Raw genomic sequence first — 12,570 nt, 5'->3', positions numbered from 1 at the left:
GGTGCAGTGAACAGGAAGGTGGTCAGCTTCATCAGTTGCTGGCTGGCAGCCCTGCTCTCGCCTCCTCCCGGCGCTCTTGCCGACGAATTCCAAACGCCGTCGATCACCGCCATGCGGGTCGAGTGGCGTGCCGTGGTCGACCAGCTGCGGCAGGAGATCGCGACCCGCCCGGCGATCGCCGCCAACTTCACCTTCGCCGGCCGACGCAGCGTCCCCGCCACCGATCCGCGCGCGATGCCGGCGCTGGTGCAGCTGAACGCGGTGACAGCGCCGCTGTTTCCCGGCATTGCGCGCAGCCCGATCCCTGTGCTGCTGCCTTTCGACCCCGCCAGCTATCTCGACGCGCGGCAAAGCGGTGCATCGATCAACTTGCCGGTCGCGCGCTATCAGGCCGACTTCAACGCGGCCGATGTGTTCCATGCCGGCGCGTCCGGCTATGACGCGGTGTTTTCGCTCGACCCCGGCGCCGGCGACGGCATGCCGCCGCGGACCTTTGCAAAACCGGTCGAGGTGCAGATCTCGGGCTCGATCCTGGTCTACGATCTCGCCGACCGGCTCGCCGGCAGAGGCGAATCGGTCAAGGCGCTGGCCGCGCAGTTTCCGGACATCCGCCGCTTCATCCGCGAGGGCTATGTCCGTTACGCCTTCACCCGCTTCGGGATTCCCTATGTCGTCTCGATCCAATGCCTCGACAGCGCGCCGCGGCCGAAGCGGCTGGCCTGCCGCGAGGCCACTCTCGTTGCCGAACGCTTCCTGAAGGCGCTGCGCATTGCGGGCGGCCAGCCGTCGCGGCCGCGCAGCGACATCACCGCCACCATCGCGGAGCGGCCGGTCATGCGGTCGGCCGACTTCACCTATCATCCCAGCGGCGACATCGTCGCAGGCAGCGGCGGCCGCAGGCAGCCGGGCGGCCGCGCCGACTTCACGGTCTATTCGCAGATCCGCTTTCCGCTGGCGAAGGCGCCGGCCTTCGCGCATTCGCAATCCTTTCCGAAGCGGGGGCGGCTCGACGAGTATCCCTGGCAGGACAATTTCTGCGAGGCGCGCAGCTTCGAGGTCGGCCAATGCGCGAGCGGCTACGGCCATCAGGGCCAGGATATCAGGCCCGGCGCGTGTCCGGCTGACGGCGGGACCAGTTGCGATCCAAGGCGGCAGGCGGTCGTCGCGGTGCGTGACAGCATCGTGATCCGCTCGGCGCAGCAGCAGGCCGCGACACTGCAGGTCAACACCCGCACAGAGCACGTTCGCTTCCGCTACATGCACATGAACCCGTCCGTGATGGACGCCGACGGCCTGCTCAACGGCCGCGTTGTCAGCGAGGGCGAGAAGATCGGCGTGGTCTCGAACTATCTCGACCATCCCAACGGCACGTCACGCCATCTGCATTTCGACGTGCAGGTGTTCACGCGCGACGGCTGGCTGTGGGTCAATCCCTACACTACGCTGGTGTCGTCCTATGAGCGGCTGATCCGCGGCCACGGCCGCGAGATCGGACCGGAGCCCCGAACCGCGGCCTCGGTGGCGCACGCCCTGTCCGACGATGTCGTGCACCGCATCGACACCCAGGAAGGCGGCGGCAATTAGCCAAGCCGTGCCTGCGATCGTGTCCGGCACGTATGCTTGATGCGCGGCTTACGTCAGTTCGCCGGTGATGAACTGCGCCCGCCCCATCCCGAACGACCAATCCTCGTCGCCGTTGATCACGAAATTGATGACGAGGTCGCTCGGCGCAATCCCGCAGGCCGGCGATAGCCGCTCGGCGAGGACGCGATAGAAATCCAGCTTCAACGCCTTGTCGCGCGGGCGGCTGGTCAGTTGCAGCATCACAAGCTTGTCGGTCCGGCCGATACCGAGCCCGGTATCGAGCGCGATGACGCGCGATCGCGGATGAACGTGGACGACCTGGTAGCGGTCACGCGGCGGCACGTGGAGCGTTTCGACCAGCACCTCATGCGTGACGTCGAGCAGCCGCTGGATCTCGGCATCGCTTCGTCCCTCGATCAAATCAAAACGCAGAAACGGCATGTTGGAGGCTCCTTGCTCGACCTGCCGAGAATATTGGCTTCGGTGCAACTGCCGGCGATCAGTTGCCCCACGCACGGCGAGCCGACTGGAGCGGAGGTGATCCGTTCTCCATCACGTTCGATGTCCTGGATATTGCTGCGCCCGCTCGCCGATCTCTGTGCCGGCCTTCAACGCGAATTGAATCGCGCTCTCTCAGGTTGTTTGAGCACGCCGCACGGCAAAAGGATAATTGTTATCTGAGATCGCAGCGATCTGAATTCCAGATCACGCGATCAAGCGAGCTCCATGCCGGCCAACACGTCACCGACCTTCTTCTGCACGTCCGCGGGCAACGGCAGGATCGGACGCGGCGGCTCGGCCGCGCAGATGCCTTTGAGGTTGGCGATCGCGTAAGCGACCCGCAGGCTCGAGAATGTCTTGAACAGCTGCCAGACCGGCTGCAGCCGCGCGTCGAGCTGCCGCGCCTTGCCGGCATCACCACCTGCCACGGCACGGACGATCTCGAGGCAGACCTTCGGGAACACCCCTGCGAGGACGCTGTACCAGGTCTCGCCGCCCGCCAGCAGCGCCTCCGTGCAATTCCAGTCGGCACTGTAACCCAGAGAGAAGTCGCTCGGGGTAACCGCGCGCAATTCTGCGATGTGCCCCGCCAGGGCGGAAGCATCCAGTGCGGGGCTCTTCACCGCGACGATTCCCTCCACACGGCTCAAACGTCCGACCAGCGCCGGCGTGAATCGAAAGTGCGTCGTGCCCGGATTGTCATAGATGCAGATCGGCAACCGGCTTTCGCGCGCCACGGTTTGAAAATGCTCGAAGACCTCATCATCCGTGAGAGGCGTATAGGAAACCGGCGCCAGCAGGCCGGCCGCCGCGCCGGCATCACGGGCATCTTGCGCCAGCCTTACCGCATCGTCGGTGCGTAGCGCGCCGACACCAACCAGTAGCGGTGTCCTGCCGTCCGTCAGCGCGGCGGCCGCCTGCACGGCGCGCCGCCGCTCCTCGCCGCTGAAATACGGATATGAAGCGGTGCTGCCGAGCAGCCCGATCGAATCCACCTTCGCCGCAACCAGCGGCTCCAGCAATGCGCGAAGAGCTCCCGCATCGACCTGCCCGTCCCGGTTCGAGGGCGTGATCGGGAAGGCAGAAAGCCCCTTGAGATCGACCATCGGTTGCTCCTCTTCAATGACCGTCGCGCGATTGGGAACAAATCGCGCTCCTGTCGTCATCGCCGCGCGCTGTCCCGGTTGCAAGGGCCAGTTTGCTGCAGACTTCACAGCAAACTGGTCCAGTGACCGGCGGTTCGCGGGACTCGACCGTTGCCGGCGGCTATTCGAGCATCGTCGTCAGCTGCGCGCCTTCGTCCGCCACAAACACCGCGATCAGTTCCGCCGGCTCCGTGGTGCTGGCATTGGCCGAGACCATATGGGTCGAGCCCGGCGGCTCAAAAAAGGACTGGCCGACATGGAAGGTCTCCACCGGCCCGCCGCCGAGCTGGGAGCGGATCTCGCCCTTGGTGATATAGGCCGTCACCGAGCCGGAATGGCGGTGCGGCGGCGTGAAGCCGCCCGGACCGTAGAACACGCGCACCACCGTGACGCGCTTGCCCGGCACGTTGGGCAGCGCATGCGAGGTGATGACCTCGACCTTGTCGAGCGGCGACGCGGCGTTGGCGCTCGCGCACAGCGGCGCGATCACCGAGGAGATCGCATCCATCGGGATCGGCAATGCCTTGCCGATCACGAAGGCCGAGGCCAGCCCTGCGACCACGGCCAGCGCAACCGGCCGCGGCGGCCGCGCGAATGGAAAGGATGGTGTCATCGTCATCGAGGTCATCGATCGTCTCCCCTGTCATTTGCCGTTTGATCGGTCTTTACTCCTACGAAGCAACCGCGTCCGCGCGCTGCCGGCGCGGCGGCGGCGTCCAGCGATAGGCCGCGCCGAACCGGTTCCAGACGTTGATCGATGCGACCGCCGAGGTCAGATAGGTCAGCTGCTGCTCGGAGAATTCGGCGGCGACTTCGGCATAGACCTCGTCGCTGACGCCGCTCGGCAAGGTGGTCAGCGCCTCGGTCCAGGCCAGCGCCGCGCGCTCGCGGGCCGAGAACTGCGGCGCGTCGCGCCACACCACGACGAGGTTCAGCTTGTCGACAGGCACGCCGAGGCTCTCGCCTTGCAGGATGTGATACTGCACACAGAAGGCGCAGCCGTTGATCTGCGAGGCGCGGAGCTTGACCAGCTCGAGCAGCTGCTTGTCGAGGCCGGCTTTCGCGGCGAACTGGCCCAGTGCCCGCACGGCCGCGAACACGTCGGGGGCGAGCTTCTCGAAATCGGCATATTCCTTGCGGGCATGTGACATCGGCCTGGCCTCATGTTATCAGTGTACTGATACATTATCAGAGCTCTGATATTGAGCAAGACGCGGACATTGGCGAAGGCAACATGGCGGGAATGCAGAAACCAGGGAAATCTGGCGCCGGTCGCCGGCCCGCGGGGAAAACGGCAGCAGGCAAGATGGGGACAGGATCGGCCGCCGACGCCCTGCTCGGCTCACCGGTCCCGCCGCCCGGCGAAGGCAAACGCGGCGAACAGGGCTACCTCGCCTATCTGCTGCGCCAGGCGCACGGCGCCTCGCGGCTGTCGATGGAGCGCGAGCTGGGGAGCCTCGGCGTCACATCGCCGCAATTCGTGGTGCTCACCATGCTGAAGGCCTATCCGGGCCTGTCAGGCGCCGAGCTGGCCCGGGTCGCGATCCTGACGCCGCAAACCGTCAGCGTGATCATCCGCAACCTCGAGCGCGACGGCGCGATCCACAAGACGCCGCACCCCGTCCATGGCAGGGTGCTGCAATGGACCCTGACCAGCCATGGAACCAGGCTGCTGGAGAAGTGCCGCCACATCGCCCAGGCCCAGGAGCGCCGGCTCGCCGCCGGTCTCGACGCAAGGTCAGAGGAGGTGGTGCGGCAATGGCTGTCAAAAATCGCCATAGATTTGCAGGATACATAGCCCCTGCGGCGGCGTGACTTTTGGCTCACCCGATCGGCGCCGCTAGACTAGCCCGATGAAACAGCTTGATTCTCCAAAGTCCCGCCGCACCGTCCTGAAGACCGGCCTCACCGCGGGCCTGCTGCTCACCAATCCGCTCAGCGCCCTTGCCGCAGCCCCTCCCGGCTTCGACCAGTGGCGCGACAATTTCCACGCTCGCGCATTGGCAAAGGGCATTTCGGAGGCGACGTGGAATCGCTGCATGGGGCGGGTCGAGCCCGACATGAGCGTCTTCAGGCAGATGCGCAACCAGCCGGAATTCCACGAGCAGATCTGGCAGTACATCAACCGCCGCGTCTCCGACTGGCGCATCATCCACGGCAAGGAAGCGCTGAAGAACAATCGGGCGCTGTTCGGCCGGATCGAACGTGACTTCGGCGTCGAGCGCGGCACACTGCTCGCGCTGTGGGGCGTCGAATCCGCCTATGGCGATCCGCTGGTGCAGCAGAACCACATGACGCCGGTGTTTCCTTCGCTCGCGGCGCTCGCCTGGAACGAGCCGCGCCGCAAGGCCTATTGGGAGACCGAGCTGATCAACGCGATGAAGATCGTGCAGCGCGGCTGGAGCACGCCTGAGGAGATGAACGGCTCCTGGGCCGGCGCGATGGGCCATTCGCAGTGGATGCCGGAGGTTTGGCTCAATGTCGGTTTCGACTATGACGGCGACGGCAAGGTCTCGCCGTTCGGCCGGCCCGACGACGCGCTGGGCTCGACCGCAAAATATCTCGTCAATCGCGGCAAGTGGCACCGCGGCGAACACTGGGGCTACGAGGTCCGCGCACCTGGTGGCGGCGCCGGCGGCAGCCGCACCTATGCCGCCTGGGCCAGCGCCGGCGTCGTCAGAGCCGACGGCCAGCCGTTTCCGCTGCCGAACGCATCGGCACAACTCTGGATTCCCGTCGCCGGCGGCCCGGCCTTCCTGCTTGGCCCGAACTTCAATTCGGTGAAGAGCTACAATCCCTCGATGAACTATGCGCTCGCGATCTGCCATCTCGGCGATCGCTGCCTCGGCGGGCCGCCCTTCATCCAGCCCTTCCCCGGCTCGGAGCGCGCGCTGACGCTCGCCGAGGTGCAGGAGATGCAGACGCGGCTGACCAAGGCCGGCTTCGACACCGGCGGCACCGACGGCCGCGTCGGCAACGACACCATGAAGGCGATCAAGGATTTTCAGAACAAGGCGGGCCTCTTGCCCGCCGATGGCTACGGCGGGCTCAAGGTGCTGGCGCGGTTACGGCAAGGCGGCTAGCCATCCTTGCGATCCGCGTAGCCCGGGTGAGCGAAAGCGACACCCGGGAAGGTGTTTCCCGCATATCGCGACGCTCATGCGGTCTACAAACGCGGGCTACAAACTGACCACTCACCGTCATTGCGAGGAGCGACAGCGACGAAGCAATCCATCTCTCCGCTTGCGGCACCATGGATTGCTTCGCTTTGCTCGCAATGACGGAAATCTATGTTGGCTGCCGCACCACGCCGCCGGCATTCATGCCGCCGTCGATCACGAGCTCGCTGCCCGTGACATAGCGCGACGCATCCGAGGCGAGATAGAGCACGCCCTGCGCGATCTCGATCGCATGACCGGCGCGGCCGAGCGGCGTGGCGAACCTCGCACGCTCCTCCGGATCGATCGGCGCGTTCTGGCCGGCGCCCGACGCTCCGGTCGGGATCTTGCCCCAGATCGGCGTATCAATGATGCCGGGATGCACCGAGTTGACGCGGATGCCGTCGTTGACCTGCGCACATTCCATCGCGATCGACTTCGCGAACAGCCGCACCGCGCCCTTGGTCGCGCTGTAGCCCGACAGGTTCGCCGCGCCGCGCAGGCCGGCCAGCGACGACATCATCACGATGGAGCCGCCGCCACGCTTGCGCATCAGCGGCAGCGAGTGCTTCACCGACAGGAACACGCCGTCGATGTTGATCGCGGTCTGCTTGCGCCAATCCGCAAGCGTCATGTCGACGATCGAGGGCACCGCGATGCCGATGCCGGCGTTCGAGACCATGATGTCGAGGCGGCCGTGGCGCTTGCCGATCTCGCCGATGATTTCGCTCCAGCGCTCCTCGCTGGTGACGTCCTGCTGCAGGAAGCTCACCTTGCGGCCGGCCTTGGTCAGGCGTGCAGCGAGCTCGGGCCCGTTCAGCTCGTCGATATCGGTCGCAATGACCGTCGCGCCCTCCTGCGCCAGCAACTCCACGATCGCGGCACCAATACCCGATGCGCCGCCGGTCACCAGCGCGACCTTGCCTTCCACCCGTCCTGACATGTCCTCTCCAACGTTTCTTATCGGATCACCGTCGGGCCCTGATCGGGGACCGCGACGTCGAGGACACGGAATTGCACACGTTCGGTGCCTTGCCAACGGTCCACCGCAAGAGAGCCCGCTACGTGCAATTGCTGGCCGCGATTTTGCGTCAAGGCGCTGCCGAGCTTCTGTCCAACCGAGCGGAATGCAATACCGTTGACGATGGAACCGTCGCCGGACTTGAAGCGCAGCCTTAAGTGCGCCTGCCCGACCTCGTCGGCATAGACCAGTTGATGCGATGGCAGCGCGATCACCGGCTCCGGATTGGCGCTGCCGAACGGACCGGCGCGATTGAGCGTGGCGGCGAATTCCGGCGTCACCGCACGCGCGGTCACCGCGCCATCGATGAACAGCTCGTTCTCGTGACGCGAGCTGGCGACGTCGGCGGCCAGCGCGCTCTCCATGTAGGCGCGGAATTCGGCGAGCTTCTCCTTGCGCAGCGTGACGCCCGCCGCCATCGCGTGCCCGCCGCCCTTCATCAGCAGGCCGTCATGCACCGCCTGCCGCACCGCCTTGCCAAGATCGACACCGCCGATCGAGCGGCCCGATCCGGTGCCGATGCCGCCCGGCTCGAGCGCGATCGCAAATGCGGGACGCGCGAACTTCTCCTTCAGCCGCGCCGCGACCAGCCCGACCACGCCGGGGTGCCAGCCCTCCGCCGCGGTGACGATGACAGCGCCCTTGTCCTCGAGCCCGAGCGAGGCCAGCGCCTCGGCTTCGGCCTGCGCCTCGGCCGCCTGCTCGATCACGCGCCGCTCGTTGTTGAGGCGGTCGAGCTCGGCCGCGATCCGCGCGGCCTCGGAGACATCGCCTTCGAGCAGCAGCCGGACGCCGAGATCGGCGCGCCCGATGCGGCCGCCGGCATTGATGCGCGGCCCCAGCATGAAGCCGAGATGCCAGGCCTCCGGCGGCCCGTTGAGCCGCGCCACATCCATCAGTGCGGTATGGCCGACATGGTCGCGACGGCGCATCGCGATCAGGCCCTTGGCGACGAACGCCCGGTTGAGCCCGATCAGCGGCGCGACGTCGGCGACCGTGCCGAGCGCGACGTGATGCAGCACGCTGAGCAGGTCCGGCTCCGGCATCTCGCCGGTCCAGAAGCCGCGCTGGCGCAGTTCGCGATTCACCGCGACCAACGTCACCATCACGAGGCCGACGGCCGCGAGATGACCGAGCCCGGAGAGATCGTCGGGCCGGTTCGGATTCACCAGCGCGTCGACCTCGGGCAACTCATCGCCGGTCTGGTGATGATCGATCACGACGACCGACATCCCGAGCTTCTTCGCTTCCGCCAGCGGCTCGATGCTGGTGGTGCCGCAATCGACCGTGACCAGCAGCGTCGCGCCCTTGGCCGCCAGCGCGCGGACGGCGTCGACATTCGGCCCGTAGCCCTCGAAGATGCGGTCGGGAATGTGGATCAGCGGATCGAGGCCGCAATGGCGCAGATGCCAGGTCAGCAGCGCCGCCGAGGTCGCGCCGTCGACGTCATAGTCGCCGAAGATCGCAACCTTCTCGCCGCGCATCGCGGCATCCGCGATGCGCCTGGCCGCAGTCTCCATCTCGGTGACCGTGTGAGGATCCGGCATCAGCTTGCGGATGGTCGGGTCGAGAAAGTCGGGAACCTCGTCGATCCCAACATCGCGCCCCGCCAGCACGCGCGCCAGCATCTCCGGCAATTGATAGCGCTGCACGATCGCGAGCGCCCGCGCCGCCCCGCGGGCATCCAGCCGGTCGCGCCAGAGCTTTCCGGTCAGCGACCGCGTCACACCGAGGAACGCCGGCGGCGCCTCGACGGGCAATGCGGATGCGTGGAGCGTCATGATTCCTTCCGAACAGGGCGTTTTCAAGCGAAGTGGACACCGGTTCGCGTGAAGAAAACGCGTCAAACAAAAATCCGGAACATCGGTCCCGATCCAATCAGGGCCGATGCGTCCGGAAGGAATCGTAGCGGTTCAATGAATCGCAGGCCAGTTCTAGCAGCCCATCCGGCTGGCGATTTCCCCGAAATCCTTGGCCACGATGTCCCACTCGCCCGTGGCCTCGAAATCGTATTTCTGCAGTGGGCCATACTCGGCCGGGCGCGCCACGAAGGCGGTCTTCAGGCCGAGCTTCTGGGCGTGCTTCAGGTCGTAATTATGCGCGGCGACCATCATCACCTGCTCCGGCGGCAGGCAGAGCAGCTTTGCGGCGCCGAGATAGGTTTCCGGGTCGGGCTTGTAGTGCTCGAACAGTTCGGCCGACATCACGAGGTCCCACGGCAGGCCCGCGAACTTCGCCATGTTGGTGAGCAGCGCGACGTTGCCGTTGGAGAGCGGCGAGATGATGTATTTCGTCTTCAGCCGGGTCAGGCCGGCGACGCTGTCGGGCCACGCGTGCAGGCGATGCCAGCCCAGCGTCAGATGCTGCAGATCGGCCTCGCTCAGCCCCTTGATGTCGAACTGCGCGACGAGTTTTTCCAGCGAGCGGCGGTGCAATACGTCCAGGATGACGTAGCCGTTCTGCGGGTTCTTGCGCACCTCGTCCATCGAGGCCGCATAGACCGCGCGCCAGCCGTCGACCAGCGCGGTCCAGTCAGCCTCGATGCCGCGCGTTTCGCCCCATTTAGTGAAGTCGTTGATCAGGCTGGTGCGCCAATCGACCACCGTGCCGAACACGTCGAACACCAGTGCCTTGACCCCGGAAAGATCTGACATGCGCGTCTCCCTTTGTTGTTCTTGTTGGTTCGTCATTCCGGGACGATGCGAGGCATCGAACCCGGAATGACGGAGATCGTATCTTCGCCCGGCTTAGTCGAGGTGGAATTTCTCGAGCTGGCGGTGCTCGGCCTTGATGTAGCGCACGGTGCCAGTGACCGAGCGCATCACGACCGTCTCGGTCTCGATCACGTCCTTCTTGAACTTCACGCCGGTCAGCAGCGAGCCTGTCGTGACGCCGGTGGCGGCGAACAGGCAGTCACCCCGTGCCATGTCCTCGATGCCGTAGATCATCTTCGGATCGGTGACGCCCATCTTGTGCGCGCGCTCGCGCTTCTCCTCGGTGTCGAGGATCAGGCGGCACTGCATCTGGCCGCCGATGCAGCGCAGCGCGACCGCCGCCAGCACGCCCTCGGGCGCGCCGCCGGTGCCGATATACATGTCGACGCCGGTCTCATCGGGCTTGGCGCAGTGGATAACGCCGGCGACGTCGCCGTCGGTGATCAGTTGCACGGCCGCGCCGGTCGAGCGCACGCTGTTGATGATGTCGGCATGGCGGGGACGGTCGAGCACCAGCACGTTGATGGCGGTGGGGTCGACGCCCTTGGCCTTGGCGAGGCGGCGGACGTTGTCGGCCGGCGGCGCGTCGAGCTCGATCACGTTCTTGGCGAAGCCCGGGCCGATCGCGATCTTCTGCATGTAGACGTCGGGCGCGTGCAGCAGCGTGCCGCCATCGGCCATCGCCATGGTGGCGATCGAGCCCGGCATGTTCTTGGCGCACAGCGTGGTGCCTTCAAGCGGGTCGACCGCGATGTCGACCTTCGGGCCGGCATTGAGGCCGACCTTCTCGCCGATGAACAGCATCGGCGCCTCGTCGCGCTCGCCCTCGCCGATCACGATGGTGCCTTCGATCGGCAGCTTGTTGAGCTCGCGCCGCATCGCGTCGACCGCGGCCTTGTCGGCGGCCTTCTCCTGGCCGTGGCCGCGCAGCCGCGCGGCCGACACTGCCGCGCGCTCCGTCACGCGCACGATTTCGAGCGTCAGGATGCGCTCGAGCAGCATCTGCGGCGGAACGGAAATATGGGTCGACATCAGCGTACTCCTTAAGCCTCTGGGACAGGCCAAGCCTGCCCGCATCAATCGTCTCACGCCCGACCCGTTCAGGCCATGCGCTAATTTTTCTCGATCCGAATCACCTGCGGCCGGCCGCTGATGACCTTATCGCGCTGCACTGCGGCCAGCGCGCGATGCACGGCATCCTCGCTGGTCGCATAGGTAATCAGAATGACCGGAACCGGTGAAGGTTTTTTGGCCGCGCCATTCACATCGACGCCATCCGGGTGCCGTTGCACGATGGATTCCAGAGATATCTTCTGTTCCGCGAGCCGGGTGGCGATTGTTGCGGCAGTGCCTGCAAGATCGCGCGCCATCAGGCGAATATAATAGCCACCTTCATGGCGTTCCATCGGCGCCTTGGTGGTGTCGCGCAACCGCTCCACCGGACGCCCGAACGGCTTGGCGCGGATGCCGCGGGCCACGTCGGCGATGTCGGCGACCACGGCCGAGGCCGTCGCGCCGCCGCCGGCGCCCGGGCCCACCAGCGTGATCGGCGGAATCCCCTCGCCGTCGATTGCGACGGCATTGGTGACGCCCATCACCTGCGCGATCGAGGATGATTTCGGCACCATGGTCGGGTGCACGCGCTGCTCAATGCCCTTTGCCGTGCGCACCGCGACGCCGAGCAGCTTGACGCGGTAGCCGAGTTCCGACGCGGCCTTGAGATCTTCCGGCGTGATCGAGGAGATGCCTTCGACGTAGACCGCGCTTTCGGCAACCTTGGTTCCGAAGGCGAGGCTCGCCAGGATCGCGAGCTTCTGCGCGGTGTCGTGCCCATCGACGTCGAACGACGGATTGGCTTCGGCATAGCCGAGACGCTGGGCGTCCTTCAGGCATTCCTCGAACGACAGGCCCTCCTGCTCCATCCGCGTCAGGATGTAGTTGCAGGTGCCGTTGAGGATGCCATAGACGCGGTTGACGCTGGTGCCGGCGAGGCCCTCGCGCAACGTCTTGATGACCGGGATCGCCGCGCCGACCGCCGCCTCGAAATTCAGCGCGCCGCCGTGCTTCTCGGCGGCTGCGGCCAGACGCAGGCCGTGCTTGGCAATCAAGGCCTTGTTGGCGGTCACGACCGACTTGCCGGCCTTCAGCGCGGTCTCGATCGCTGACAGCGCGGGATCGCCGGCGCCGCCCATCAGTTCGACGAAGCAGTCGACGTTGGGATCCTCGGCGAGCGCCTCGGGGCTCTTCGCCCAGGCGATGCCGTCGAGATCGAGGCCACGCTTCTTGGCTTTCGAGCGCGCCGTGACGGCGACGACGCGAACGGGTCGGCCGCTGCGTTCGGCCAGCGCGCGTCCTTGCGATTCGATGAGGCGGACGACATCGGCACCGACGGTGCCGAGCCCCGCTATGCCCACGTTCAGGGGTGCAACCATGAGATTTAGCAACCT

Annotated in this window: 13 protein-coding genes; 4 read left to right on the top strand and 9 right to left on the bottom strand. The window is 66.2% G+C overall.

Annotated elements, in window-relative coordinates; genetic code table 11:
• The first annotated feature begins 6 nt into the window (after positions 1-6).
• Positions 7-1,584: a M23 family peptidase gene (locus ACVILL_RS31635; protein ID WP_456732646.1), complete on the top strand. Its 1,578-nt coding sequence runs from the start codon at positions 7-9 to the stop codon at positions 1,582-1,584.
• Between the two features lie 48 nt (positions 1,585-1,632).
• On the opposite strand, the gene ACVILL_RS31630 is transcribed toward ACVILL_RS31635, so the two are convergent.
• Positions 1,633-2,025 (bottom strand): tautomerase family protein, encoded by a 393-nt coding sequence (locus ACVILL_RS31630; protein WP_456732645.1) that lies wholly within the window; start codon positions 2,023-2,025, stop codon positions 1,633-1,635.
• A 12-nt stretch (positions 2,026-2,037) separates the two neighbouring features.
• Between ACVILL_RS31630 and ACVILL_RS31625 the strand changes: the two genes are divergently transcribed.
• Positions 2,038-2,265: a hypothetical protein gene (locus tag ACVILL_RS31625; RefSeq protein WP_456732644.1), complete on the top strand. Its 228-nt coding sequence runs from the start codon at positions 2,038-2,040 to the stop codon at positions 2,263-2,265.
• A gap of 32 nt (positions 2,266-2,297) precedes the next feature.
• On the opposite strand, the gene ACVILL_RS31620 is transcribed toward ACVILL_RS31625, so the two are convergent.
• From ACVILL_RS31620 to ACVILL_RS31610, 3 genes are all read right to left on the bottom strand, one after another.
• Entirely contained in the window at positions 2,298-3,191 is an 894-nt protein-coding gene (locus ACVILL_RS31620) for a dihydrodipicolinate synthase family protein (RefSeq protein ID WP_456732643.1), read from the bottom strand.
• Between the two features lie 160 nt (positions 3,192-3,351).
• Positions 3,352-3,858 (bottom strand): cupin domain-containing protein, encoded by a 507-nt coding sequence (locus ACVILL_RS31615; protein WP_456732642.1) that lies wholly within the window; start codon positions 3,856-3,858, stop codon positions 3,352-3,354.
• A 43-nt stretch (positions 3,859-3,901) separates the two neighbouring features.
• Complete coding sequence (locus tag ACVILL_RS31610) at positions 3,902-4,381, bottom strand: carboxymuconolactone decarboxylase family protein (RefSeq protein ID WP_456732641.1); 480 nt, start codon at positions 4,379-4,381, stop codon at positions 3,902-3,904.
• A 155-nt stretch (positions 4,382-4,536) separates the two neighbouring features.
• Between ACVILL_RS31610 and ACVILL_RS31605 the strand changes: the two genes are divergently transcribed.
• Complete coding sequence (locus ACVILL_RS31605) at positions 4,537-5,028, top strand: MarR family winged helix-turn-helix transcriptional regulator (protein ID WP_456732640.1); 492 nt, start codon at positions 4,537-4,539, stop codon at positions 5,026-5,028.
• 55 nt (positions 5,029-5,083) lie between these two features.
• Positions 5,084-6,313, top strand: a complete 1,230-nt coding sequence (locus ACVILL_RS31600) for a lytic murein transglycosylase (protein WP_456732639.1) — start codon at positions 5,084-5,086, stop codon at positions 6,311-6,313.
• A gap of 205 nt (positions 6,314-6,518) precedes the next feature.
• Here ACVILL_RS31600 and ACVILL_RS31595 read toward each other — a convergent pair whose 3' ends face one another.
• The 5 genes from ACVILL_RS31595 to ACVILL_RS31575 form a co-directional block, all read right to left on the bottom strand.
• The gene (locus ACVILL_RS31595; protein ID WP_456732638.1) at positions 6,519-7,331 is read right to left on the bottom strand and encodes an SDR family NAD(P)-dependent oxidoreductase; all 813 of its coding nucleotides are present in this window, start codon (positions 7,329-7,331) and stop codon (positions 6,519-6,521) included.
• Positions 7,332-7,348: 17 nt separating this feature from the next.
• The gene (gene recJ / locus ACVILL_RS31590; protein WP_456732637.1) at positions 7,349-9,190 is read right to left on the bottom strand and encodes a single-stranded-DNA-specific exonuclease RecJ; all 1,842 of its coding nucleotides are present in this window, start codon (positions 9,188-9,190) and stop codon (positions 7,349-7,351) included.
• 153 nt (positions 9,191-9,343) lie between these two features.
• Positions 9,344-10,063 (bottom strand): haloacid dehalogenase type II, encoded by a 720-nt coding sequence (locus ACVILL_RS31585; protein WP_456732636.1) that lies wholly within the window; start codon positions 10,061-10,063, stop codon positions 9,344-9,346.
• Between the two features lie 93 nt (positions 10,064-10,156).
• Positions 10,157-11,155: a class II fructose-bisphosphatase gene (gene glpX, locus ACVILL_RS31580; protein ID WP_076860011.1), complete on the bottom strand. Its 999-nt coding sequence runs from the start codon at positions 11,153-11,155 to the stop codon at positions 10,157-10,159.
• A gap of 80 nt (positions 11,156-11,235) precedes the next feature.
• Entirely contained in the window at positions 11,236-12,555 is a 1,320-nt protein-coding gene (locus ACVILL_RS31575; RefSeq protein ID WP_456732635.1) for a homoserine dehydrogenase, read from the bottom strand.
• Positions 12,556-12,570 lie beyond the last annotated feature (15 nt).

The organism is Bradyrhizobium sp. USDA 3364, assembly GCF_054056355.1.
The sequence above is the reverse complement of the archived record's forward strand: the minus strand, read 5'-3'. Positions and strand labels throughout refer to the sequence as shown.

What these genes read in the sequence shown, in the direction of transcription:
- ACVILL_RS31630 (WP_456732645.1), bottom strand. Translation starts at nt 2,025, where the DNA reads ATGCCGTTTCTGCGTTTTGATTTGATCGAGGGACGAAGCGATGCCGAG.
- ACVILL_RS31620 (WP_456732643.1), bottom strand. Translation starts at nt 3,191, where the DNA reads ATGGTCGATCTCAAGGGGCTTTCTGCCTTCCCGATCACGCCCTCGAAC.
- ACVILL_RS31615 (WP_456732642.1), bottom strand. Translation starts at nt 3,858, where the DNA reads ATGACCTCGATGACGATGACACCATCCTTTCCATTCGCGCGGCCGCCG.
- ACVILL_RS31610 (WP_456732641.1), bottom strand. Translation starts at nt 4,381, where the DNA reads ATGTCACATGCCCGCAAGGAATATGCCGATTTCGAGAAGCTCGCCCCC.
- ACVILL_RS31605 (WP_456732640.1), top strand. Translation starts at nt 4,537, where the DNA reads ATGGGGACAGGATCGGCCGCCGACGCCCTGCTCGGCTCACCGGTCCCG.
- ACVILL_RS31600 (WP_456732639.1), top strand. Translation starts at nt 5,084, where the DNA reads ATGAAACAGCTTGATTCTCCAAAGTCCCGCCGCACCGTCCTGAAGACC.
- ACVILL_RS31595 (WP_456732638.1), bottom strand. Translation starts at nt 7,331, where the DNA reads ATGTCAGGACGGGTGGAAGGCAAGGTCGCGCTGGTGACCGGCGGCGCA.
- recJ (WP_456732637.1), bottom strand. Translation starts at nt 9,190, where the DNA reads ATGACGCTCCACGCATCCGCATTGCCCGTCGAGGCGCCGCCGGCGTTC.
- ACVILL_RS31585 (WP_456732636.1), bottom strand. Translation starts at nt 10,063, where the DNA reads ATGTCAGATCTTTCCGGGGTCAAGGCACTGGTGTTCGACGTGTTCGGC.
- glpX (WP_076860011.1), bottom strand. Translation starts at nt 11,155, where the DNA reads ATGTCGACCCATATTTCCGTTCCGCCGCAGATGCTGCTCGAGCGCATC.
- ACVILL_RS31575 (WP_456732635.1), bottom strand. Translation starts at nt 12,555, where the DNA reads ATGGTTGCACCCCTGAACGTGGGCATAGCGGGGCTCGGCACCGTCGGT.